Source organism: Neobacillus phoenicis, from assembly GCF_047302305.1.
Classification (GTDB): domain Bacteria; phylum Bacillota; class Bacilli; order Bacillales; family Cytobacillaceae; genus Neobacillus.
In genome coordinates this window covers 1,907,677-1,932,828 of the sequence record NZ_CP154847.1, presented here as the reverse complement: position 1 = coordinate 1,932,828, position 25,152 = coordinate 1,907,677, and the positions used below count along the sequence as shown (strand labels likewise).

At 39.3% G+C, this 25,152-nt stretch carries 23 protein-coding genes and 1 riboswitch; of the genes, 2 read left to right on the top strand and 21 right to left on the bottom strand.

Annotated features, from left to right (window positions below; all coding sequences use genetic code 11):
- Positions 1–186 precede the first annotated feature (186 nt).
- The 8 genes from racE to AA0X95_RS09870 form a co-directional block, all read right to left on the bottom strand.
- Positions 187–981, bottom strand: coding sequence for a glutamate racemase (gene racE, locus AA0X95_RS09905; RefSeq protein WP_413308409.1), 795 nt, complete (start codon positions 979–981; stop codon positions 187–189).
- Positions 982–997: 16 nt separating this feature from the next.
- Entirely contained in the window at positions 998–1,447 is a 450-nt protein-coding gene (locus tag AA0X95_RS09900) for a MarR family transcriptional regulator (RefSeq protein ID WP_309860273.1), read from the bottom strand.
- A gap of 151 nt (positions 1,448–1,598) precedes the next feature.
- Positions 1,599–3,068 (bottom strand): PAS domain S-box protein, encoded by a 1,470-nt coding sequence (locus AA0X95_RS09895; RefSeq protein WP_413308407.1) that lies wholly within the window; start codon positions 3,066–3,068, stop codon positions 1,599–1,601.
- A 384-nt stretch (positions 3,069–3,452) separates the two neighbouring features.
- Positions 3,453–3,677, bottom strand: a complete 225-nt coding sequence (gene gerE, locus AA0X95_RS09890) for a spore germination transcription factor GerE (RefSeq protein WP_007087335.1) — start codon at positions 3,675–3,677, stop codon at positions 3,453–3,455.
- 133 nt (positions 3,678–3,810) lie between these two features.
- Complete coding sequence (locus tag AA0X95_RS09885; RefSeq protein WP_413308405.1) at positions 3,811–4,392, bottom strand: class D sortase; 582 nt, start codon at positions 4,390–4,392, stop codon at positions 3,811–3,813.
- Positions 4,393–4,562: 170 nt separating this feature from the next.
- A complete protein-coding gene (gene sdhB, locus AA0X95_RS09880) occupies positions 4,563–5,324 on the bottom strand; it encodes a succinate dehydrogenase iron-sulfur subunit (protein WP_413308403.1) in 762 nt (253 codons plus the stop codon).
- Positions 5,325–5,345: 21 nt separating this feature from the next.
- Entirely contained in the window at positions 5,346–7,097 is a 1,752-nt protein-coding gene (sdhA, locus tag AA0X95_RS09875; RefSeq protein WP_413308401.1) for a succinate dehydrogenase flavoprotein subunit, read from the bottom strand.
- 55 nt (positions 7,098–7,152) lie between these two features.
- A complete protein-coding gene (locus AA0X95_RS09870; RefSeq protein WP_413308399.1) occupies positions 7,153–7,764 on the bottom strand; it encodes a succinate dehydrogenase cytochrome b558 subunit in 612 nt (203 codons plus the stop codon).
- Between the two features lie 446 nt (positions 7,765–8,210).
- Here AA0X95_RS09870 and AA0X95_RS09865 point away from each other — a divergent pair, with 446 nt between their 5' ends.
- The gene (locus AA0X95_RS09865; protein ID WP_413308397.1) at positions 8,211–8,669 is read left to right on the top strand and encodes a YslB family protein; all 459 of its coding nucleotides are present in this window, start codon (positions 8,211–8,213) and stop codon (positions 8,667–8,669) included.
- Between the two features lie 203 nt (positions 8,670–8,872).
- Here AA0X95_RS09865 and AA0X95_RS09860 read toward each other — a convergent pair whose 3' ends face one another.
- The 13 genes from AA0X95_RS09860 to zapA all read right to left on the bottom strand — a co-directional run bounded on the left by AA0X95_RS09860 (position 8,873) and on the right by zapA (position 24,048).
- Positions 8,873–10,087 carry an aspartate kinase gene (locus tag AA0X95_RS09860; RefSeq protein WP_413309931.1) on the bottom strand — a complete coding sequence of 405 codons (1,215 nt, stop codon included), beginning with the start codon at positions 10,085–10,087 and terminating at the stop codon, positions 8,873–8,875.
- 116 nt (positions 10,088–10,203) lie between these two features.
- A riboswitch (Lysine riboswitch) is annotated at positions 10,204–10,381 on the bottom strand.
- Between the two features lie 70 nt (positions 10,382–10,451).
- A complete protein-coding gene (uvrC, locus tag AA0X95_RS09855) occupies positions 10,452–12,224 on the bottom strand; it encodes an excinuclease ABC subunit UvrC (RefSeq protein ID WP_413308395.1) in 1,773 nt (590 codons plus the stop codon).
- A 324-nt stretch (positions 12,225–12,548) separates the two neighbouring features.
- Entirely contained in the window at positions 12,549–12,863 is a 315-nt protein-coding gene (gene trxA, locus AA0X95_RS09850) for a thioredoxin (protein ID WP_413308393.1), read from the bottom strand.
- Between the two features lie 359 nt (positions 12,864–13,222).
- Positions 13,223–14,200, bottom strand: a complete 978-nt coding sequence (locus tag AA0X95_RS09845) for an electron transfer flavoprotein subunit alpha/FixB family protein (RefSeq protein WP_413308391.1) — start codon at positions 14,198–14,200, stop codon at positions 13,223–13,225.
- A 39-nt stretch (positions 14,201–14,239) separates the two neighbouring features.
- Positions 14,240–15,013: an electron transfer flavoprotein subunit beta/FixA family protein gene (locus tag AA0X95_RS09840; protein WP_413308389.1), complete on the bottom strand. Its 774-nt coding sequence runs from the start codon at positions 15,011–15,013 to the stop codon at positions 14,240–14,242.
- A 109-nt stretch (positions 15,014–15,122) separates the two neighbouring features.
- Positions 15,123–15,896 carry an enoyl-CoA hydratase gene (locus AA0X95_RS09835; protein WP_413308387.1) on the bottom strand — a complete coding sequence of 258 codons (774 nt, stop codon included), beginning with the start codon at positions 15,894–15,896 and terminating at the stop codon, positions 15,123–15,125.
- A 23-nt stretch (positions 15,897–15,919) separates the two neighbouring features.
- Positions 15,920–16,504 (bottom strand): TetR/AcrR family transcriptional regulator, encoded by a 585-nt coding sequence (locus AA0X95_RS09830; RefSeq protein ID WP_413308385.1) that lies wholly within the window; start codon positions 16,502–16,504, stop codon positions 15,920–15,922.
- Between the two features lie 179 nt (positions 16,505–16,683).
- Positions 16,684–18,387, bottom strand: a complete 1,704-nt coding sequence (locus AA0X95_RS09825; protein WP_413308383.1) for an AMP-binding protein — start codon at positions 18,385–18,387, stop codon at positions 16,684–16,686.
- Positions 18,388–18,641: 254 nt separating this feature from the next.
- Positions 18,642–19,046 carry a DUF350 domain-containing protein gene (locus tag AA0X95_RS09820; protein WP_413308381.1) on the bottom strand — a complete coding sequence of 135 codons (405 nt, stop codon included), beginning with the start codon at positions 19,044–19,046 and terminating at the stop codon, positions 18,642–18,644.
- Between the two features lie 19 nt (positions 19,047–19,065).
- Positions 19,066–21,423, bottom strand: a complete 2,358-nt coding sequence (locus AA0X95_RS09815; RefSeq protein WP_413308379.1) for an endonuclease MutS2 — start codon at positions 21,421–21,423, stop codon at positions 19,066–19,068.
- A gap of 14 nt (positions 21,424–21,437) precedes the next feature.
- Positions 21,438–23,156, bottom strand: a complete 1,719-nt coding sequence (gene polX, locus AA0X95_RS09810) for a DNA polymerase/3'-5' exonuclease PolX (protein ID WP_413308377.1) — start codon at positions 23,154–23,156, stop codon at positions 21,438–21,440.
- Between the two features lie 82 nt (positions 23,157–23,238).
- Positions 23,239–23,781 carry a CvpA family protein gene (locus AA0X95_RS09805; protein ID WP_413308375.1) on the bottom strand — a complete coding sequence of 181 codons (543 nt, stop codon included), beginning with the start codon at positions 23,779–23,781 and terminating at the stop codon, positions 23,239–23,241.
- A gap of 6 nt (positions 23,782–23,787) precedes the next feature.
- A complete protein-coding gene (gene zapA / locus AA0X95_RS09800) occupies positions 23,788–24,048 on the bottom strand; it encodes a cell division protein ZapA (protein WP_307286280.1) in 261 nt (86 codons plus the stop codon).
- Positions 24,049–24,186: 138 nt separating this feature from the next.
- Between zapA and rnhC the strand changes: the two genes are divergently transcribed.
- A complete protein-coding gene (rnhC, locus tag AA0X95_RS09795; RefSeq protein WP_413308372.1) occupies positions 24,187–25,140 on the top strand; it encodes a ribonuclease HIII in 954 nt (317 codons plus the stop codon).
- Positions 25,141–25,152 lie beyond the last annotated feature (12 nt).

The window sequence follows — 25,152 nt, the reverse complement described above, 5'->3', positions numbered from 1 at the left end:
TGGAGTGGAAGGCGCGAAGACTCCTGCGGGAGTACGGGGCAGGGGAGACCCCGCAGGAGCGCAAGCGACGAGGAGGCTCCCCGGCACGCCCGCGGAAAGCGAAGTGCCTGGAACGGAAATCAGCATTCAAGTTTAACACAGCCTACAAAAATAGAAGAGGTTGCCTTTTGAGACAACCTCTTCTATTTAGAGTTTAATTTTATTTACAGGATTAATAGGAAATCCCAGCCACTGTGAAGCAATCTTCGAGAAAATCCTTCTTGAACCCGTCGTGTAAAACTCATGTTCAGGCTCTTCCTCACTCGGTTCAAGCAAACCATTATATTCGAGGATAGCACTGATTTCCCGTGCCGTTTCATCACCAGAACTAATCACATTCACTTCCGTCCCCATCGTCTTTTTAATGAGTGGTTCAAGTAATGGATAGTGCGTACAGCCTAAAATAAGTGTATCTAAGTTTTGCTGCAACATGGGTTTTAACGACTCGTTCACAATTTTTTCAGCAATCGGGCCATCATATTCCCCACTTTCAACAAGCGGGACAAATTTTGGACATGCATGCCCTTTTACAAATATCCGGCTATTCAAAGATTTTAACGCCTTTTCATATGCACCGCTCTTAACCGTTACTTCTGTACCGATCATACCAACTCGATAATTCTTCGTTTTTTTAATGGCAGCACGTGCTCCTGGATTAATGACTCCGAGGACAGGAATGGAAAGTTCCTTACGAATGTCATCAAGAGCTGCAGCAGTTGCGGTATTACAAGCAATAACCAGCATTTTGATGTTTTTTTCTAATAAGAAACGGGTCATCTCCCATGTAAATCTCTTTACTTCTTTTGTTGTCCTTGGACCATAGGGGCAGCGTGCGGTATCACCTAGATAGATGATTTTTTCATTTGGAAGCTGCCTCATTACCTCTTTGGCAACGGTTAATCCTCCGACACCTGAATCAATGACACCTATTGGTTGTTTCAAACTTCTCGCCTCATTCTTAACGCATTTCTTGATGTAATTTCTTTAAGCTGTCTTGAAGAAGAAGGATTTCTTCAGAGGTGAAATCAATTAAAATTTCCTCTAGATATACCTGACGTTTTTTAATTACCTCATCGATAATCCGCTTTCCTTCTTCTAGTAAATGAATTCTAACCACGCGGCGGTCACTTGGGTCCTTTACTCGTTCCACAAGCAAATTCTTCTCCATACGATCGACCAAATCCGTGGTTGTACTGCATGCCAAATACATTTTATTAGAAAGCTCGCCGATGGTCATATCACCGTCTTCAAAGAGCCATTGCAATGCAACAAATTGGGGTGGCGTAATCTTATAATTACCCAGCATTTCTCTTCCTTTTTGTTTAATAATACCGGAAATATACCTTAAATCCTTTTCAATGTTCGCTACTACGTCCCCATTCACTTTTTGTGAATTTTCGAGTTTCATCTATTCATACACTCCTATTAATAGGCTTCTCCTCAAGACTTTTCATTAAAGCCCTTATGCCACGCTGAACGTCTCAAGCTTGTACTTATTTTCTACTTTTTTCGTAAAAATTTCAAGACTTAAGTAAGAAAAGCAGCTTCCGAGTTGGAAACTAGCTTTCCACAGGCAGAATGAGTTCCACCATTGTTCCCTTTTTATCACTCCAAAAATGAACACTGCCATGATGATTTTCAACAATTTGCTTTGAAATCATTATTCCTAAGCCTGTGCCGCTATCTTTAGTAGTAAAGAAGGGTTCTCCAATTCTCTTTAAGATATGATGTGGCATGCCACATCCTGTATCCTTAAAGAGAATCTTTACTTTACCTTCACTGTGCATTTTCATTTCAACTGTAATTACCCCACCAGTTGGCATAGCATCAATAGAATTCTTCAAAATATTAATAAACACTTGTTTTAACTGGTTTCTATCACAGCGAATGGTAAAGCTATCACTATTATAAATGGTTTCTATTTGAACTCCATTCATAATGGCCTGCGTATTAATCAGGGTCTTTACGCTTTCCATAAGTGTAACAATATTTTCTACTTCGAATTTCAATTCCTGAGGCTTAGCAAGGACCAATAATTCGCTTAAAATGAGCTCAATCCGATCGATTTCAGATTGGATAATAGCAAAGTATGTCTTATTATCTAATTGATTTTCCATTAGCTGTAGAAAGCCTTTAATTGCGGTAAGTGGATTCCGAACCTCGTGTGCAATCCCCGCAGCCAACTGTCCTGCGACACTTAATTTTTCTGAGTTTAGTAAAAGCTCTCTTGTATTAATTTGCTCTGTTATATCTCTTATGACACTTACTATTTCTAAAACAAGTTGGGTATCTGGATCAATGACTGGTTTGCAAAGCATTTCGACCCAAATATACTCTCCATTCTTTTTGGCAACACGATAGGAGCCTCTTCCATTTACATGATCATTCAAAACACTTTTACGATCCTGAAAAGCACGAACAGTGTCATCCTTATGTATGATTGAAAAAATATTTTCTCTGTATAATTCTTCAGTTGAATAACCTAGAATATGTTCACTAGAAGGGGAAACATAAAGAATTTCGCCCGATAAATTGGTACTAATAATGATATCGAGTACATTATCAGTTAATATCTGATGCATGACTTCTACTTTTCTAGCTTCTTCTTTTTTTCTTTTCAATTGGGTTATATCTTTTGCAACCGCACAAACGCCTACTATTTGGTTATCAACACTAATAGGGATTTGTGTGACATTCAAATCAATGAGCTTTCCTGCTTTATTTTGTATCCTACAATCAAAATTTTGAAATTCTCCGAAAGAAGCTTTATGAAAATGGTGAAATATTTTATTTATATCTTCGATGGGAAAAAGAAATTGGAGTTTCAATCGCAGAGACTCTTCCGCTGAGAATTCTGTTAAGTTTTCAAATGCAGGATTCACATGAACAAGATGCCCTTCTAAATCCATGGTAAAAATACTATCCGGATTACAAGCAAACAAGGTTTCAAATCTGCTAAGATTTTTCTCTAAAAAATGCTTTAATAACAGTTTCTTTTCACTCTTAATTGCTTCTATAGAACCATTCATCTCTCTTTATCAGTTCCTTTCCCGCAGTTACCTGTCATTATATAAAAAGCCAAGATGGATTTATTCCCATCTTGGCTTGCGTTTAGAACAATAGTTTTGGTCTAATTCAAGTCCACCCTTATGCTTTTAAAGCTGAAAAGAACAATCAATCTTTATCTAGTTAAAATTGCAATCTGCCCCTAATTAAGATAATAGCATTGAATCTTTTATCCTAATTTTATTGTAAATTTAACTGATTATTTTTTCAATCTATTTTGAACATTTTTCCATTTACTTAAAATAAATTTTACATTACCAACCATTCATCAAACAATTGGTAATAACTACAGCTCTTTTATGGTATGAGACATATGAACCGGCCTCCTAAACGGACGCCGGTCATATTTAAAGTTCAAGCTCTCCCATTCGAAGGAGCTCTACAACTGCTTGTGAACGCCCCTTAACACCAAGCTTTTGCATGGCATTCGATATGTGATTTCGAACCGTTTTTTCGCTTATAAATAATTCACCAGCGATTTCTTTCGTTGTTTTGTCTTGTACTAGTAATTCAAATACTTCTCTTTCGCGTTTGGTGAGTAACGGCTTGTGATTATAATCATTCTCCTTCAAGTAATGTAACCCTCCTTGCCTTCGCCAGTTATGAACACGGGGTGGGTATATATTTAGTCACCATATCTTATGTGAACGATACAAATGTAGTGACTTTTTTTCTTATAAGAAAATAAAAAAAAGGCCCTAATAATTAGGAACCTGTAAGCTTTGCATAAATAATATATCGTTTCGGTGCATTTCCTATATAACGAAATGGATAACAGGTAGTAACAATAAGTTCTTCCTTCTGCTTTTGTAAGGTGATAATGCTTGTGTCATTTGACTTAACAATTTTAGTGTGAGTAATTTCATAGGTGAAATTACCATAGGGCATTTGCATCTTCAGTGAATCTCCAATTTTCAGCTCTCCTAAATGCCGAAATACCGTATCTCGATGTCCTGATAAAACAATTTGCCCTTGATCACCAGGGTAGTATGAACCTTTATAATGTCCGACACCCTTTTCAAGGTCATCGGGGTCCGTTCCTTCCACAATTGCTAACTCTGCATCAATTTTCGGTATCTCCAAAAGCCCAACGGTATCACCAGTTTGCGGAGGAGGAAGATTCTTTTTTATCTTATCAGGGAAATCTCCATTATTCTTTGCAACAATTGCTTTTGCTTTCTGAAGCGATGCATCGGTTTGCATTTTCACATTAAAAATTTGCCAAATTCCTATTCCTAAAACAATTACGCCTACTAAAATAATAAGGAGCGGAAATTTTGATTTCAATATTTATACCATCCTCTTTAAACGATTATTATGAAAATAGTATACCAAAGGCCCGAACACACGACTACTTAAATTATTTCTAGTAATAAACATACTTAAAAAAACCTCCTTTTCTTACTAGAAAAGAAGGTTTTAAGAATGACATCACAGGCGCAAAAGCCTTTGATTTATTAACTATGGTCACTTCCGAAGAAGTTTCTAAACGCTTGGAAAGTGGTGTCACGGTTCAATGCAGCAATAGAAGTAGTCAACGGAATACCTTTTGGACAAGATTGAACACAGTTTTGCGAGTTACCACAGTTGGCAAGACCACCCTCACCCATAATTGCTTCTAAACGCTCAGCCTTATTCATTTCCCCTGTTGGATGTGCGTTAAATAGGCGAACCTGAGAAAGCGGCTGCGGCCCGATAAAATCAGATTTACTGTTCACATTCGGACATGCCTCTAGGCAAACACCACATGTCATACACTTCGAGAGTTCATACGCCCACTGACGTTTTTTCTCCGGCATACGAGGTCCTGGTCCTAAGTCGTAAGTTCCATCAATAGGAATCCAAGCCTTCACTTTCTTTAAAGCATCAAACATTCTGCTACGGTCAACCGCAAGGTCCCTCACAACTGGGAATGTTCTCATAGGCTCTAAACGGATAGGCTGCTCTAATTGATCAATCAGTGCCGAACAGGATTGACGAGGCTTACCATTAATAACCATTGAACAAGCACCACAGACTTCTTCGAGACAGTTCATTTCCCAAGTGATTGGGGTAGAGGCTTGTCCCTTTGCGTTCACAGGATTCTTACGAATTTCCATCAAAGCGGAAATGACGTTCATATTTGGTCGATACGGAACCTCAAATTCCTCCTCGTAAGGAGTAGAATCCGGTGTATCCTGACGCATAACTAGAAACTTAACTGTTTTATTTTCAGACATTATTACCCACTCCCCTTTCTATTAATGCTTTGTAGTGTAATCTCGTTTTCGTGGCTTAATTAAAGAGACATCGATGTCTTCATAATGGAAGGCAGGTGCTGAATTTGCATCCACAAACTTCGCCATTGTTGTTTTCATGAATTCTTCATCATTACGTTCAGGGAATTCAGGCTTATAGTGAGCACCGCGGCTCTCATTACGGTTTAATGCTCCGATTGTAATAACACGTGCTAATTGAAGCATATTTTGTAATTGTCTAGTGAATGCTGCCCCTTGGTTGCTCCACTTAGATGTATCGTTGATATTGATGTTCTGGTAGCGTTCTAATAGCTCCTGAATCTTTTCATCAGTTTGCTGTAACTTATCGTTGTAACGAACAACTGTAACGTTATCTGTCATCCATTCACCAAGTTCCTTGTGAAGGACGTATGCATTTTCTGTACCGCTTAAAGACATAATTGAATTCCATTTTTCTTCTTGTTCCTTAACATGACGATCAAAAACAGAAGAAGAAACAGCCTCAGAGCTCTTCTCAAGACCATTGATATATTTCACTGCATTTGGACCAGCAACCATTCCACCATATACAGCAGAAAGCAATGAGTTTGCACCTAGTCGATTGGCACCGTGTTGTGAATAATCACACTCACCAGCAGCAAAAAGACCTGGAATGCTAGTCATTTGGTCATAATCAACCCATAATCCACCCATTGAATAGTGAACAGCAGGGAAGATTTTCATCGGTACTTTACGTGGGTTATCTCCCATGAACTTTTCATAAATTTCAATGATTCCGCCTAGTTTTACGTCCAACTCATGCGGATCCTTATGAGATAAATCAAGGAATACCATGTTTTCGCCATTAACACCAAGCTTTTGACGAACACAGACATCGAAGATTTCACGTGTTGCAATATCACGTGGAACGAGGTTTCCATAAGCAGGATATTTCTCCTCTAGGAAATACCACGGTTTACCATCTTTGTATGTCCAAATACGGCCGCCTTCACCACGTGCTGATTCACTCATTAAGCGAAGCTTATCATCTCCAGGAATAGCTGTTGGGTGAATTTGAATCATTTCACCGTTTGCATAATATGCACCTTGCTGATAAACAATAGAAGCAGCGGAGCCTGTATTGATGACAGAGTTTGTTGATTTACCAAAAATAATACCAGGTCCACCAGTTGCCATAATGACTGCATCAGCAGCAAATGATCTGATTTCCATAGTTTTTAGGTCCTGAGCAACGATTCCGCGACAGATACCTTCATCGTCAACAACCGCACCGAGGAATTCCCATCCCTCATACTTCGTAACTAATCCGTCCACTTCATGGCGGCGAACCTGCTCATCTAATGCATATAGCAATTGTTGTCCAGTTGTCGCACCAGCAAATGCTGTACGGTGATGCTGTGTTCCTCCGAAACGACGGAAATCTAATAAACCTTCTGGTGTACGATTAAACATAACACCCATCCGGTCAAATAAATTGATAATACCAGGTGCTGCATCACACATTGCTTTAACTGGAGGCTGATTTGCTAAAAAGTCTCCGCCATAAATCGTATCGTCAAAGTGAATCCATGGGGAATCCCCTTCACCTTTTGTATTAACTGCTCCATTAATACCCCCTTGGGCACAAACAGAGTGAGAACGTTTAACCGGAACAAGAGAAAAAAGCTCTACCGGAGTTCCTGATTCTGCAGCCTTGATGGTAGCCATTAAGCCAGCTAAGCCGCCGCCGACTACGATCACTTTACCTTTACTCATTCGTGACTCACTCCCTTAATCCAAAAAATACTATATTCTACCGACTATTAAATGGTTATTGAACAAATGCGATAAGTGTTTGAATTCCGATGAAAGAAAGAACAATAAATACACCAACAGTCACGTATGTAGAAATAACCTGTGAGCGAGGTGATACTGTGATCCCCCAGCTAACAAAGAAGGACCAAAGTCCGTTTGCAAAGTGGAAAATCGCCGAAAGGATCCCTACTAAATAGAAAACAAACATAAATGGAGATGTCAAAATATTATGCATCATATCATAGGATACTTCCGCACCAAACGCCGCTGCTACACGTGTTTGCCAAACGTGCCACGTAATAAAGATGAGCGTGATTACACCCGATACACGTTGAAGCATGAACATCCAGTTCCTAAAGAAACCAAATCTTTTTACATTACTTTTAGCGGTAAAAGCAATATAAAGTCCATAGATTGCATGAAATAGTAATGGTAAATAAATAATTACAGTTTCTAAGACAATGCGGAATGGTAGACTTCCCATGAAGCCTGCTGCCTTATTGAAAGACTCTGGACCTCCAGTGATAAAATGGTTGACTACAAGATGCTGTGTAAGAAACACTCCAATTGGAATGACCCCTAGCAGCGAATGTAATCTGCGATTAGCAAACTCTCGATTCCCCGCCATACATTTACCCCCCTTAATTTTTAAAAAATGATGTTAAGCTCTTTCTTCTTATGTACCCCTTAAAGAAACTTAACCCAATACCACTGTGACAATAATGTGACATGTCCATTTTACTCCCATCGACATAGAGCGTCAAGAAAACGGATACACAATCTTTATCAAAAAATAAAATTTTTAAAATATATTGATATTATAATAGGATAGTACCTATTTAATAAAAACAGCTGCTTCAGTTCCCCACACAACCCATATTATTACATTTAATTACCAACATCTTACGGTTGGTATTTCCTCTCAAACGGATAAGATAATTATGATGATAAATAAGATAAGATATTCCGAAATAATATATCATTCACATAAGGATTTATTCACATTTTCAGCAAATCAGTACTGAAAAATAAATCAAATTGTATATAATAGAATGATAGAAAGAGGGGAAGCTTGTGAAAGAAAGTACAGCCGTTAATCAACATTTGAATTATGAAGAGCCAGAACCAAGAACCATTTCAATGTTTGGGTATGAAATCATTAGGGAATACCTTTTGCCAGAGATTCTAGGCAAAGACACCCCTGAAATCTTATACTGGGCAGGAAAACGTCTTGCACGAAAGTTCCCATTACCTGACCACGAAACATTAGTTGAGTTTTTTACTAATGCTTCTTGGGGACAGCTTGAAATCATAAAAGAGACGAAAAATGAAATCGAATTTGAACTAATAAGTCCACTTATTGTTTCTCGTGTAAAATCAAAAGCAGAACACTTCTTCCAACTCGAAGCCGGCTTCCTTGCCCAACAAATTGAACTGCAAAAAGAAGTGATTGCAGAAGCGTTTGAACACCCTGTAAAAAAAGCAAACAAAGTCCAATTTACTGTTAAATGGGATCGTAAAGATGTAATTTAGTAAGAAAAGCGCAAGCGCCTTGACCAGCCCCGACAGGCAAATGTTCTTCGGCAAGAAACGTCCGCACTTTGACTTTTATTGCCGAAGGTTATTTGACCCGAGGGGCTAGGCGCTGGAGCTGGACAATTCTCGAAGTCGAATTTATACTTTCCTTGATCATCGCAAAGAGGCTGACTCGAATTGAACGAGTCAGCCTTTTCTTATTAATTTCCAAGCTCAAATGCGCTGTGTAGGAGTTCAACTGCTTTTAACATTTTCTTTTCTTCTAAAACAGCAGACACCTTGATTTCAGATGTGCTGACCATTTTAATTTGGATGTCGTTTGAGGCTAGCACTTCAAACATTTTCGCAGCCACACCCGGATTAGAAATCATTCCTGACCCCACAATGGAAACCTTCGCTAGTTTATTTTCTGCATCAAGTTGTTCATAACCAAGTACAGCCTTATTGTCTTCTAATACCTTTAATGTCTCTAACAGATCATTGGTATGTATGGAGAATGATAAATTAGCCGTTCCCCCTTCTGTTGTGCTTTGAATAATAATATCAACGTTGATATGATTTTGAGCAAGAGTTGTAAAAATGGTTGATAAACTGGTTAAGGAATTAGTTAACCCCAAAACGGTAACCTTTGTAATCTCATCTTCAAATGCAACACCACGTACAACTAAATTTTGTTCCATTGTTGCTTCCCCCTCAATGACTGTTCCTTCGATTTTCTCCATGCTTGAACGAACTTCAAGTCTTACTTGATAATTTTTAGCAAATTCTACCGCTCTTGGATGCAGTACACCTGCACCTAGATTAGCAAGCTCCAGCATTTCATCATAGGAAACGGATAATAACTTACGGGCATCTTTCACATATCTCGGATCTGTTGTAAATACACCCGTTACATCCGTGTAAATATCACATTTATCTGCTTTTAACGCTGCTGCCAGGGCAACCGCTGTCGTATCAGAACCCCCTCGACCAAGAGTGGTGATTTCCCCTTCTTCAGTTATCCCTTGGAATCCGGCTACAATAACAACCTTGCCTTCTGCAAGTTGGTTTTTAATGGATTCTGTTTTGATATTAGAAATTCGTGCGTTTCCATGGACCGGCTCTGTTACAATTCCTGCCTGCCACCCTGTATAGGAAACCGCTGGTAGACCTTGTTGATTTAGGGCCATGGATAATAAAGCGATCGTTACCTGCTCGCCTGTCGATAGGAGCATATCCATATCCCGTTTATTTGGCTGTTTGGAAATTTCCTTTGCTAGACCAACGAGCTGATCCGTTGATTTCCCCATGGCAGAAACAACGACAACAACATTATTGCCTCTATCTGTTTCCTCTTTTACACAGGCTGCTACATTTAAAATTCTTTCTACACTGCCAACGGAGGTTCCCCCAAATTTTTGAACAACTAAACCCATCATTTCCCCTTCTTTCAGTTATGCTCTACCTATTTTGCTACAAAAACATAAATAAAAAAGCAATGAGAGGCATCTCATTGCTTTTTGAACACGAAAAATAAATTCCTGTACAAATAACGTAAGATAGCTCTCCAAGACACGCGTCTTGACAATCCGGCATTTATTCAATACAGGACCAGCAAAGAAAGAAATGAGACTTTCCTTACTTCGGCGAACATTCCCTTTCATGATTCTTCCTTGAAGCTCATCCTTCTCAGAATCACTACTCTTGAAGCTCGCACCTCTACCTTCACTTTAGTACTATAAAGTGATAGTAATTTAAATTTTCACTAATTATAGCATGGTCAATTTATTCTGACAATAACTATTCTTGAAGTTTTTTCATTAACTCTTCTGCCACATTTAATGGAATACCAATGTCGGTAAATTCCTCCATAGTCGCTTCTTTCATTTTTTTCACAGATCCAAACTGTTTAAGCAATAACTTTTTACGTTTTTCCCCAATGCCAGGAATATCATCCAATAAGGATTGAAAGGCGCTCTTTCCACGTATTTGGCGGTGAAAGGTAATAGCAAAGCGGTGAACTTCATCTTGAATACGTTGCAGCAAATAAAACTCCTGACTGTTTCGTTCAAGTGGAACAATTTCTAAAGGATTACCGTATAACAATTGTGACGTACGGTGTTTTTCATCCTTTACAAGACCCGAAAGTGGAATATCTAATCCTAATTCATTTTCTAAAACGTCCCTAACCGCTTCCACATGTCCTTTTCCACCATCAATTATAATAAGATCCGGTAGAGGAAGATTTTCTTTTAATGCTCTTGAGTACCTTCTTCTGGTTACTTCCCTCATTGATTCATAATCATCCGGTCCCTTTACAGACTTGATTTTATACTTTCGATATTCTCTCTTATTCGCTTTCCCATCTGTAAACACAACCATTGCTGAAACGGGATCTGTCCCTTGTATATTTGAATTATCGAAGGACTCAATCCGATGCGGCGTGTAGATTCCAAGTAACTTTCCAAGGTTTTCAACTGCCTTAATGGTACGTTCTTCATCCTTCTCAATTAAAGAAAACTTTTCATTCAAAGCGATTTTTGCATTTTTAATCGCAAGGTTAACAAGATCCTTCTTTTGTCCCTTTTTCGGTTGAAGAACCTTTACTTCTAGAAGCTGTGCAGTCATATTCAAATCAATTTCATCTTGAATCAGAATTTCCTTTGGCTTAAAGTGGTTGGCCTTTTGGTAAAATTGTCCTAAAAACGTAAGGATTTCTTCTTCTGGCTCATTGTAAATAGGAAACATGGAAACATCCCGTTCAATCAGCTTTCCTTGGCGCACAAAAAAGACCTGTACACACATCCAGCCTTTGTCAACAGCATAACCAAACACATCACGATCCGTGAAATCCGTCATGGTGATCTTTTGCTTTTCCATGATGGTTTCAATGTGAACGATTTTATCACGGAATTCCTTTGCTCTTTCAAAATCCAATTCTTCTGCCGCTGCTGTCATTTTTTCGGTTAATTCTTTTTTAATATCCTTATATCCGCCATTTAAAAACCGAGAAATTTCATCCGTCATTTGTTTATATTGTTCTTCAGATACTTCATTAACGCATGGAGCAAGACATTGCCCTAAATGGTAATATAAGCAGACTCGATCTGGTAGTGTAGCACATTTGCGTAACGGATAAATCCGGTCTAAAAGCTTTTTGGTTTCGTTGGCCGCCCCGACATTCGGGTAAGGACCAAAATATTTACCCTTATCCTTTTTTACTTTTCTCGTAATAATCAGTTTAGGATGTCTCTCTGCTGTCAGTTTAATAAACGGATAGCTTTTGTCATCCTTCAGCATGATATTGTATTTTGGATCATATTTTTTGATGAGATTAAGTTCAAGTATCAATGCTTCTATATTGGATGAGGTAACAATGTACTCAAAGTCTTCGATTTCATTAACAAGTCTTAACGTCTTTCCGTCGTGTGAGCCGGTAAAATAAGAACGTACTCGGTTCTTTAATATTTTTGCCTTCCCCACATAAATAATTGTCCCCTGACGGTCTTTCATTAAGTAGCAGCCAGGCTGGTCAGGCAGCAGGGTTAATTTTTGTTTAATATTTTCATTCACTCCGGCCACTCCTCCGTCTTTTATTCTATCCTTAAAATTTTATCACATCTGTTCATAAAGGAAAGTGGGAGGTTCTGTAATAATAAAAAGTTCTGCTATATTTGCATGTTTTCCGCTCCAGGCGCTTCGCTTTCCGCGGGCGGTCGGGGAGCCTCCTCGTCGCTTCGCTCCTGCGGGGTCTTCCCCTGACACGCATTTCCCGCAGGAGTCTTCGCGCCTTCCGCTCCAATAAACATAGTCAATCAACCATCAACTTTAACTAACTATATAATAAAAAAACCTTAGCCAGATTGTGTCCAGCTAAGGTTTTTTTATTGTATCAGTTTATACGTGTTTTTGTAGTACACTTGCTAATGCATCTTTTGGTTGGAAGCCGACTACTTTATCTACAACTTCACCGTTTTTGAAAACTAATAAAGTTGGGATGCTCATTACACCGAAATTAGCTGCTGTTTGTGGGTTATCATCTACATCTAATTTAGTGATTTTTACTTTGTCTCCCATTTCTGCATCAAGTTCTTCAAGAACTGGAGCGATCATTTTACAAGGTCCGCACCATGGTGCCCAAAAGTCTACAAGTACTGTACCTGAACCTGTTTCTGATGAGAAAGTTTGATCTGTTAAATGTGAAATAGCCATTATATATTGCCCTCCTATTAAATACTGAATTACTACCGAAAGTATACCATCGTTTAGAAAATCAAGCTAATAATATGTTTCGCAACTAATTTACCCCATAAAGCAATAAGTATTCTTTAAATTTAATGTTAAGGATCTGTAATTTGCCGTTGATTTCCACTCCAGGCGCTTCGCTTTCCGCGGGGCGGTCTGTGAGCCTCCTCGTCGCTTTGCTCCTGCGGGGTCTCCCATGACCAGCTACTCCCGCAGGAGTCTTCGCGCCTTCCGTTCCAATCAACTAGTGCAAATTCAACATTGTGCTTAACATTTTCAAAAGATAAAAGCGAGCGGATTTTGACCGCTCGCTCCTCACTTTATTATTATGAGTGAACTTTAAGTTTTTTAAACTCTTCTGTTAATAATGGGACAACTTCGAAAAGGTCACCAACAATACCGTAATCAGCTACTTTGAAGATGTTCGCTTCAGGGTCTTTGTTGATGGCAACAATTACTTTTGAGTTGGACATACCAGCTAAATGCTGGATTGCTCCTGAAATACCGCAGGCAATGTATAGGTCTGGAGTTACAACCTTTCCTGTTTGCCCAATTTGTAAGGAATAATCACAATAGTCGGCATCACATGCACCACGAGAAGCACCAACTGCTCCCCCTAATACTTCAGCAAGTTCTTTCAGCGGTTTGAATCCTTCTGCACTTTTCACACCGCGTCCGCCAGAAATTACTACCTTTGCCTCACTTAGGTCCACACCTTCACTTGCTTTTCTTACTACTTCTTTAATAATTGCACGAAGGTCTTTAATGTCCACAGATAGTGAGGAAACCTCACCGCTTCTGCTTTCTTCTTTTGCTAATGGGGCAATATTATTCGGACGTACGGTAGCAAAAATTAAGCCGTCTGTTACAATTTTCTTTTCAAATGCTTTACCAGAATAAATAGGTCTAGTAAATACAATGTTTCCTCCTGCTGCTTCTACTGCCGTTGCATCTGAGATTAGACCTGAAGAGAGCTTACCTGCAATTCTTGGTGATAGATCTTTTCCTAATGCAGTATGGCCGAGCACTAATCCTTCAGGCTTCTCTTGATCAATTACAGCCAATAAAGCTTGAGCATAACCATCAGAGGAATATTGTTTTAAATTCGCATGCTCCACTACCACTACACGGTCAGCTCCGTATTGAACTAACTCCGTACCTAAAGCGCTTACAGATTCGCCCACCAATACACCAACAACTTCTCCGCCCTCTGCAACTGTTTTTGCTGCTGCAACAGCTTCGAAAGATACATTACGTAATGATCCGTCACGAACTTCTCCTAATACCAATACTTTTCTAGTCATTTCATTTACCTCCTGAAAACAATTTTTATGAAGTTACGATTAGATTACTTTTGCTTCAGTATGAAGAAGTTGAACAAGTTCTTTAACCTGATCATTTAAATCGCCAGCTAAGACCTTTCCAGGCTCTTTTTTAGGCGGCAAATAAATTTCAATTGTTTTTGTTTTTGCTTCTACATCCTCTTCTTCAAGATCAAGATCATCTAATTCTAATTCCTCAAGCGGCTTTTTCTTCGCTTTCATAATTCCAGGTAAAGATGGGTAGCGCGGCTCATTAAGCCCTTGTTGTGCTGTAACTAAAAGTGGAAGGCTTGTTTCAATGACTTCTGAATCCCCTTCAACGTCACGAGTAACAGTTACATTTGTCCCATCGATCTCGAGTTTCGTAATGGTAGTTACATACGGAATATTGAGGAGTTCAGCCACTCTTGGTCCTACTTGTCCTGTTCCACCGTCAATAGCCACATTTCCACCAATAATTAAATCAACTTCTTTATCCTTTAAATATTCGGCAAGGATTTTAGCAGTTGTAAATTGGTCACCGTTTTCCACATCATCTTCAGTATTTATTAGAACAGCTTTATCTGCACCCATAGCAAGGGCTGTACGCAATTGTTTTTCTGTTTCTTCATTCCCTACAGAAATAACAGTCACTTCTCCACCCTTTGCATCACGGACTTGAATCGCTTCTTCAATCGCATATTCGTCGTATGGATTGATAATAAATTCTGCCCCGTCTTCATTGATTCTGCCACCTGAAATCGTAATCTTTTCCTCTGTATCAAAGGTTCTTTTCATTAATACATAAATGTTCATGGTTTCGCCTCCTAAGAAAATTCAAACATTTTTTCAGTTCTAAAGATTGAGAAAATTTTATAGAAAAAAATTTTTTATAAAAACTTCTTAAGCAAACGCTTAAGAAGCTTTATTCACCTTTAAAATGTGGCTCTCTTTTTTCAAGAAAGGCTTGGATTCCTTCTTTAGCATCATTAGATACAAAGACCTCCCCAAACAACTCTGCTTCTCTTTGTGAGCCTTCAAAAAACTCTTCCGTTTTAGCATAATTTAATAATTCAATGGTTGCACTAACGGAACCAGGACTTTTCTTAGCAATTTTTCCTGCTAGTATGTAAGCCTGCTCTAATACTTCACTTTCTGGATACGCATGATTAGCTAGACCATATTGGACTGCCTCTACACCTGTAATAGGCTCAGACGTGAACAGCATTTCAGCTGCCCGTGCCACACCTACATATTTAGGAAGACGCTGTGTTCCTGCGAATCCTGGAATTAGCCCCAGTTGCAATTCAGGTAGGCCAAGCTTTGCATTCTCACTGACAAGGCGGATATGGCATGCCATTGCAAGCTCTAATCCACCGCCAAGAGCGGCCCCATGAATAGCTGCGATAATTGGTTTAGGAAATTTCTCCATGCGTTCAAATAAATCTTGTCCGAACTTCCCAAGGTTAGCAAAGCCTTCTGAAGAAGTAACTGTCGTAAATTCTTTAATATCGGCACCTGCTGAGAAAAAGCGTCCTTCACCATGAATAACAATAACACGTATATCACGGTTCGGTTCAATTTCGTCAAGTACCGCCGACAGTTCCCTTAATAAACCTGATGAAAGGGCGTTTGCCGGAGGACGTTGAATCGTAATGGTAGCAATACGATCTTGATTAGACCACTTTAAGTATTCCAATAATTTCTCCTCCTATCTAAACTTTACCGGCCTCCAAGTCCATTGATTAAAAGTCGATGGACTGGTGAGGCCAAGGCAAGTAAATCATACTTTTCTTCATTCATTACCCATGATGTTGCCGTTTCATCAATCGTTCCAAAAATCATTTGCCGGGCAAGGCGAATATCAAGGTCATTTGAAAACTCACCGGTTTCTTTGCCTTCAATTAGCACCTTATCAATTACCTTTAAATACCCTTTTAGAACGTTGTTGATGCGGAGTCTCAATTCCTTATTGGATTGCCGGAGCTCTAGCTGTGTGACAATTGCTAAGTGATGATCCTCATAGAGCATACTGAAATGAGCTTCTATCATCTTTGATAATTTCTCTGCCGCCGTCCCTTTTCCTGCAATCATGTTATCTATTTTTTCAATGAAATTTCCCATTTTTTCTTCAAAGAGAGAGATTAGGATGTCTTCTTTGTTCTTAAAATACAGATAAATGGTGCCATCTGCCACCCCAGCCTGTTTCGCAATTTTTGAAACTTGTGCTTGATGGTAGCCATTTTCAGCTATGGCAATCACAGCTGCATCTATAATCTGCATATATTTTGGCTTACTCTTTTTCATGTCTAACCCTCCTTTGAAGCTTTACCCAAAAATAAAATATGAATGAATCATCATTCATATTTTAATAATAGTGATTATATGTATTTCTGTCAAGAAATACTGTTGAACAACTTAATGATAGTATGATTTCTTTTTATAGACAAGCCTATGAATTCAAAAAAAAAGCTGGGCTATTGCTGTTAGGCATGCTTAGTACTTTCTTCTTCTATTTTTCTCAACTCTTCTTCTACAAGCATTCTTCTTAAAATTTTTCCAACGGCTGTTTTAGGCAATTCTTTTCTAAATTCATATAGCCTTGGTGCTTTATACGCCGCCAAATATTTTCTTGCAAATTGATTCATTTCTTCTTCTGTCACAGATGAACCATCTTTTAAAACGATGTAGGCTTTGACTGTTTCTCCACGGTATGGGTCTGGCACCCCGGCCGCAACTGCCTCAAGCACATCTGGATGTTCATATAAAACTTCTTCGATTTCTCTTGGATAAATATTATATCCCCCTGCTATGATCATATCTTTTTTACGGTCAACCACGTAAAAATAACCCTTTTCGTCCATATATCCGAGGTCACCAGTATATAGCCAGCCATCCTTTAAGACTTCCTCGGTTTCCGCTGGACGATTCCAGTAGCCTTTCATAACTTGCGGTCCCTTGATCACAATTTCGCCTATTTCTTTTATTGGTACGGGCTCACCTGTCTCGACTGAAAGGATTTTGACATCCGTATCAGGATAAGGTACCCCAATGCTTCCCTTCACTCGTTCTACATCCCACATAAAGTTGGAATGGGTCACTGGAGAGGCTTCTGATAAGCCATACCCCTCTACAAGCTTACCACCTGTAACTTCTTCAAATTTCTCCTGAACCTCGAGTGGAAGTGGTGCTGAGCCACTGATACAGGCTTCAATGGAAGAAAGATCATATTTCTTCAAATCCGGATGGTTTAATAAACCAATATAAATGGTTGGTGCCCCAGGAAATAAGGTTGGACGCTGTTTGTGAATCGTTTTTAAAGTGGTTACAGCATCAAATTTAGGTAATAAAATCATTTTACATGCCATCTTTATTGATAAAATCATGCAAACTGTCATTCCATAGACATGGAAAAATGGGACAATTCCGAGCATGGATTCTTCACCCATTTTCGCTTTGTATAACCAGGCTTCACTCATGGCTGTATTTGATATTAAGTTTTTGTGGGTAAGCATGACACCCTTCGGAGAACCGGTTGTTCCCCCTGTATATTGAAGTAACGCAATGTCCTCTTCAGGATTGACTTCATACGTGGTTAATTTCTTCGGTTTCATTTTTACAATCTCTGAAAACAGATGGGTACTTCCTTCATGTTTTACTTTTACGACAATTCCATATTGTTTTTTCTGGATGAAAGGATAGGCAAGATTTTTCGGAAATGGCAGGTAATCTTTGATAGCGGTTACAATAATATGTTGTAAATCTGTCTGCGGCATGACTTTTGATACACGGGGGTAGAGGATATCTAAGGTGATAATGGCCTTTGCGCCGGAATCCTTCATTTGGTATTCAAGCTCACGTTCCGTATATAAAGGATTGGTCTGTACAACAATCCCGCCTGCTATCAAAATACCAAAATAACTGATGACAGCCTGAGGAGTATTTGGGAGCATGATGGCAATTCTGTCATCTTTTGAGATACCTATATCCTGTAAATACCCTGCAAAATTCAAGGATTCTTCATAAAGTTTCTTATAGGTTAACTCTTTTCCCATGAAATGAATCCCAATCTTCTCAGGAAACCTCTCCGCTGTTTTTTGCAAATAACTCTGAACAGGATCTTGGGAGTAGTGCAGTGTAGCGGGAATGTCTTTCGGATAAATGTCCAACCACGGTTTAGACTCTAACATAATAAACCTCCCTTTTTGTATAGATAATTATAAAAATTCTAATTTCACTATCTATTATAGTACAGTATGTGACAATTAACAACGAAACCCCTGAATAATAGTACAGAAAAAAGAGGCTGATTGGAGTCAGCCTCTTTCACCTGTTTAGTAGTTCTTTATGCAAAAAACACCATATATATAATTCCGATTAGCAAAAATAAGCCACATAATCCAAGAAGGATTTTAGCTAATGTCTCCACTCTTTTCTCCCCTAACTAAATTCCTGCGCCAATGACATAGGATAATCCAATTGAAATGACCATTGAAATCAGCCCCACAGCACGATTGTCCTTTTGAATTTCTTCGTCAATCCTGAATTTTGGAGTTAAAAATTCAAAAATAAAGTAGCCAATTAATAAAAGCGTAAACCCATAAATTCCCCAACCAATCATATTAAGTAAGGAATTATGTGCCTCAATAGTATGGCGAAAAATATTAGCTACACCAAATATTTTCCCGCCAGTAGCCATCGCAACAGAAATATTCCCATTTTTTATTTCAACCCAATTTTTATACTTCGTTACTACTTCAAATATGGCTAAAAAAACAATCATACATAAAATAACAACACTATAATAGGCAGCTATTTGAATGTATTCGTTCTCCCAAAACTGGTCCATAGCTTAATCTCCCCGGTCATTATTTAAATTCTACTATGGTAACGCCAGATCCGCCTTCCCCAGCTTCTCCAAAGCGAATTTTTTTAACGGAACGATGATTTCTTAAATACTCCTGAACTCCCTGCCTTAAGGCACCAGTCCCTTTCCCATGAATGATGGATACACGGGGATAACTTGATAGAAGGGCATCATCAATATACTTTTCTACTTTAAGTAAAGCATCTTCATATCGCTCACCACGAAGGTCTAATTCTAGTTTAACATATGAGTCCCGCCCTTTTACAATAGCAATTGGTTTTGTCTCCACTTGCTTCGGGGTGCTCATATACTCCATATCCTTCTCCTTGACCTTCATCTTCAAAATCCCAATCTGAACCTGCCATTCATTGGCTGACACACGTTCGACTAGCGTGCCTTTTTGGTCAAAGGTAAGGACTTTTACTTCATCTCCAGGCATATAGGTATGCGTCTTATTTTTCTTATTCATTAGCTTCGCTGATTTCTTAATCTCTGGGGCTGCTTCTTCAAGACGCTTTTTCGCATTAATTAATTCATGCTCTTTTATGTCTGCATGCTTTTCAGTTCTCATCTTGCGGAGATCACGAATAACCTTTTCAGCCTCCGTTTTAGCCTCTTCTACAATCTCTTCCGCTTTTTCAGCCGCTTTTTCCAGCATGGAGTCTTTCTTCTCGTAAAATTCCATCATTTGCTTTTGCAAGTCTTTATGCAGCATCTCTGCCTGCTTCAAGAAATCGCGGGCTTCCTCTTGTTCTTTCTCTGCTTGACGTTTGCTTTCCTCTAAGGAAGCAATCATTTTATCGATTTGATTCGTATCTTCGCTTACATGTGAGCGTGCCGATTGTATGACCCGGTCATTAAGTCCTAACCGCTTCGAAATCTCAAAGGCATTACTTCTCCCTGGTACACCTAAAAGTAATTTATACGTTGGACTTAACGTTTCTACATCAAACTCCACACTGGCGTTTAGTACGCCTTCCCGGTTGTAGCCATATGCTTTTAATTCAGGGTAGTGTGTCGTTGCGATTACTCTCGCACCTCTTCGATGCACTTCATCTAATATAGAGATGGCCAGAGCCGCACCTTCCTGAGGATCCGTTCCCGCTCCAAGCTCATCAAACAAAACTAGGCTGTTAAAGTCCACTTTATTTAAAATGTCGACAATATTGACCATATGCGATGAAAATGTACTTAGGCTTTGTTCGATCGATTGTTCATCACCAATATCCGCATAAATCGCATCAAAGACAGCCAATTCCGATCCGTCATAGGCAGGCACCTGTAATCCCGCCTGAGCCATTAAGGAACACAATCCTAGCGTCTTTAAAGTTACCGTCTTTCCGCCTGTATTTGGCCCAGTAATGACAATTGTCGTGTAGTCTTTCCCAAGCATAATGTCATTGGCAACCACTTCATCGATTGGAATTAATGGATGTCTCGCCTTAAATAAGGCAATTCTCCCCTCATTATTCATAATCGGCATGGAAGCTTTCATTTGTTTTCCGTATCTAGCTTTTGCAAAAATGAAATCCAAATTTGCTAACACGGCTACAATTACCTGCAGTTCGCTTTCATGCTCGGCTGCTTGTGATGAAAGTTCGGAAAGGATCCGTTCAATTTCAAGTTGCTCTTTCACTCGAATATCCTGCAATTGATTATTTAACTGCACGATCACTTGGGGCTCAATGAATAAGGTTTGCCCGGATGAACTTTGATCGTGAATAATCCCGCCGTAATGACCACGGTATTCCTGCTTAACAGGAATAACAAACCGGTCATTACGAATCGTAACAATCGCATCGGAAAGCATTTTACTCGCATTGGAGGAACGAATCATACTTTCTAATTTTTCTCGAACGCGCGCTTCATTCGAGCGAAGCTGATGTCTTAAGGAACGTAAAAGCTCACTTGCTCCATCTAATACTTCTCCACTTTCATCGATGGCATATTTGATAGCCTGCTCAAGGTTTGTAAGCGGGATGATTCGCTCAACTTGTTCGGATAAAATCGGAAGCTCTGTTCGCTCAGCAGCAAGCTCCTCAATAAAACGTTTCATCTGTCGACTGGCATGAATGGTGCTGGCAATTTGGATCAACTCATGCGGGCTAAGAACACCCCCAATGACCGACCGTTTAACATGAGCACGAATATCATAAACCCCTGATAGCGGGACATTTCCTTTTATACGTAAAACAGTGGCAGCCTCATCTGTTTCAGCTTGAAGTGCAACCACTTCATCAAAATCAGTTGATGGCATCAAGTTCTTTATTTTTTCCATACCAAGTGAAGAAGCGGCATGGCTTAACAGCTGTTCCTTCACTTTGGTGAATTCTAATACCTTTAATGCTCTTTCTTGCATGGAGTATATCCTCCTTAGTCTCGATTGTGCAGGAATTCAAGCAGTTCATTCTTATCAAGTGCATTTATCACTGAAGATTTCTTAATCCAGCCCTTTTTAGCTGTGGACACACCTATTTCCATATGCTTTAATGTATCCATTTTATGTGCATCTGTATTGATGAGAATCTTTACTCCTGATTCCTGTGCTTTTCTTAAATATTCTGAGGCCAAATCAAGCCGATTTGGATTCGCATTCAATTCTAAAGCTGTGTTTGTCTCTTTCGCTAATTCAATCAGCATATCAATATCTACGTCATACCCTTCACGACGGCCAATTTTTCTACCTGTTGGGTGGGCGATTAAATCCACATGGTGATTGGTTAATGCGGTTTTTAGACGCTCCATAATTTTTTCCCTTGGCTGAGAAAAGGCTGAATGAATAGAGGCAATAACAAAATCCATTTCTGAAAGGATGTCATCCTCGTAATCCAAAGTGCCGTCAGGAAGAATATCCATTTCTACACCAGAAAGGATAAGAAAATCATCGTACTTCTCATTTAATTTCTTAATCTCTTCCCGCTGCTTCAACAGTCGTTCAGGCGTCAGCCCATTAGCAACCTTTAAATACTGAGAATGGTCGGTAATTGCCATATACTGATACCCTCTTGCACGACACGCATCCGCCATTTCCTCAATGGAATGAGCCCCATCACTCCACGTGGAATGCATGTGGAGATCCCCTTTAATATCTTCAAGTTCAATTAGTTCTTCCTGAGCTGTGAATGTATCTACTTCTCTGCCGTCCTCCCTAATTTCAGGAGGGATAAACGGAAGATCAAAATGTTTGAAAAATTGTTCTTCAGATGAGAATGTAAGTATTTCGCCGGTCTCAACATTCTCCACTCCATACTCACTAATCTTTTCTCCGCGTTCTTTAGCAAGCTGCCTCATACGGACATTGTGATCCTTTGAACCTGTAAAATGATGCAAGGTCGTGATAAATTCCTCCGGCTTCACCAAACGAAAATCGACAGAGACATCATAATCAAAGGCAAAAACTAAAGATACTTTCGTATCACCCGCACCAATGACTTCTTTAATATTTGGCCATTCTAATAGAGATTGACGAACGCTCTCTGGTTGAGTGGTTGCAATAATAAAGTCTAAATCTTTAATTGTTTCCCTCATTCTTCGCAGGCTTCCTGCCCTTGAGAAACGGTCTATTTCAGAAATTCCAGCTAGGTTTTCTTCAATCTGCTCCGCAATTGGAAGCATATAGGCAAGCGGAAGACGCTCAGGTCTTGTTCCCACATTCGCAATAGCACTTAAGATTTTCTCTTCCGTCTTCTTGCCAAATCCAGCAAGCGCCTGCACTTTTCCTGTTTGACAGGCTTCTTTTAAGCTAGTAACGTCTACGACACCTAATTCCTTGTATAGCTTGGCAATTTTCTTTCCGCCAAGACCTGGCAACTGAAGTAACGGAATGAGCCCGGTTGGGACCTCTTCCTTAAGTTCTGCCAGCACAGAAGATGTGCCCTCTTTTATGTACTCCTCAACAACAGCAGCAGTCCCTTTTCCAATTCCCGAAATGGCTGTAAAGTCTTCAATTTCAGTTAGGGTACGTTCATCGGTTTCCAGTGCATTAGCAGCCTTCCGGAAAGCAGATACCTTAAACGGGTTCTCTCCTTTTAGTTCCATATAAATTGCAATCATTTCTAATAAACGAATTAAATCTTTTTTATTTACTTCCATTACGTTCACCGCCTCTTATTTAGCATTTTCATTTTATCCTACTTTATGGCAGAATAGAAAAACTTCTCTGCTACAGAGAAGTTCAAGCAGCTGTATATTCAATCCACAAGCTCTTTATTTGCTGTGAAAGGATAGGGGTGTGGTTCACAATTGCTTTTGCCATAAATGAATTGTCCAACGGATTTTGTAAAAATTCTATTGGAATCAACGCAGCAATATATAATAAAATAAATATAATGAGATAGACTTCCAAGAAACCGAAGATTCCTCCTGCCCATACATTTAACTGGCGAAGAATAGGCAGATGAGCAATGAAATCGAGCATGGAGCCGATGATTTGTAAGAGAATTTTCACCGCAAAAAAGATAAGTACAAATGAGATGGCACGGTAAAAAGCGGTCTCCATATTGGCGCTATCCGTTAATAGTTTTAGGGTTGTTCCTTCACCCAGGTTGGGATAGGGAATCCACAGGGTCAACTTTGGCGCCAGCTCTTCATAGTATATAGTAGCGACTACATATGCAATAATAAAACTGGTTAAATGCACAAGTTGCAGTATAAAGCCTCTTTTAAGGCCAACAAAGAATCCAATAATTAAGAGAATAATAATAGCTAAATCTAACATGATAAATTAGTCCTTTTCCTTTAGTAGTTCTGTTTGCAGCCTGTCCAATTGATCCTTAATTTTAATATAATCATTTACTGCGTTTACGGCTGTTAAAACGGCAAGCTTACTAACGTCCAGAGATGGATTCTTAGAACTGATTTCCCGCATTTTATCGTCAACTAAAGATGCTACAAGCCTAATATGACTTGGGCTTTCCGTACCCATAATAACGTATTGCTGACCGTAAATATCTACGGTTGTTCTGTGTTTTTGTGTGTTTGACAACGCAAATGCCTCCAATCAAAGAATCCTACTCTCTATCATAACATGAACTATTAGAACTGGAAAAGTCAAACTACTTAAAAAGTAAGAGCTGGCTCGAGTTTTAGAGATTATAATAAATGGAAATGTGGTGTTTTTCACTTGGGAAATGTGGTAATTAAATTAGGAATAAATGAAATTACAGAAATGCGGAAGTATTACTCGAAGCAGCTTTTGGAAAAAAATCCACCTGGAAGCGTGTTTTCGGCCAAGACCCCTGGTTGTGTCATTACGGCATACAATTCTGGTAAGGTGCTATTTCAGGGAAATGATAGTGAAAAGGAAGCTGGTAAGTGGGGCAGTGTTGATTTATCAGCTGCTGGGGTTGGTGGCGGCACTAAAAAGGTAGCTACTTCTGCTAAGGGGGATTTGCCTCCGGGAATCAGCCAAATGTCAGCTATTGGATCCGATGAAGTGGGGACCGGAGACTTTTTCGGTCCGATTACCGTTGTGGCAGCCTATGTGAAAAAAGAACATATTCCTCTTTTAAAAGAGTTAGGTGTGCGGGATTCAAAAGACTTAAACGATGAAAAAATTATTGCGATTGCCAAGGTTATCAAGGATGTTGTTCCCTTTAGCTTAATGACATTGAAAAATGACAAATATAATAAGTTGCAACAGTCGGGCATGTCACAAGGCAAAATGAAGGCGATTCTTCATAATCAGGCAATATTAAATGTTCTGGAGAAGATTGCGCCCGATCAACCTGAAGCAATCCTCATTGATCAATTTGTACAGCCGAGTACTTATTTTCAGCATCTGAAAGGTCAAAAAGCGATTGCTAAAGAAAATGTTTGTTTTAGCACAAAAGCAGAAGGAATTCATTTAGCTGTTGCTGCCGCTAGTATCCTAGCTCGCTACGCTTTCGTCCAATATATAGACAAGCTTAGTGACGCTGCAGGTTTTAAGATTCCAAAGGGTGCAGGGGCACAGGTAGATGTAGCTGCGGCCAAGCTGATTGTGAGTAAAGGGCGGGATATTCTCCCCTCCTTTGTGAAGCTCCACTTTGCTAACACGGATAAGGCAATGGCACTAGTAAATAAAAGGAAGTTCTAGTAAGTGTGGCGA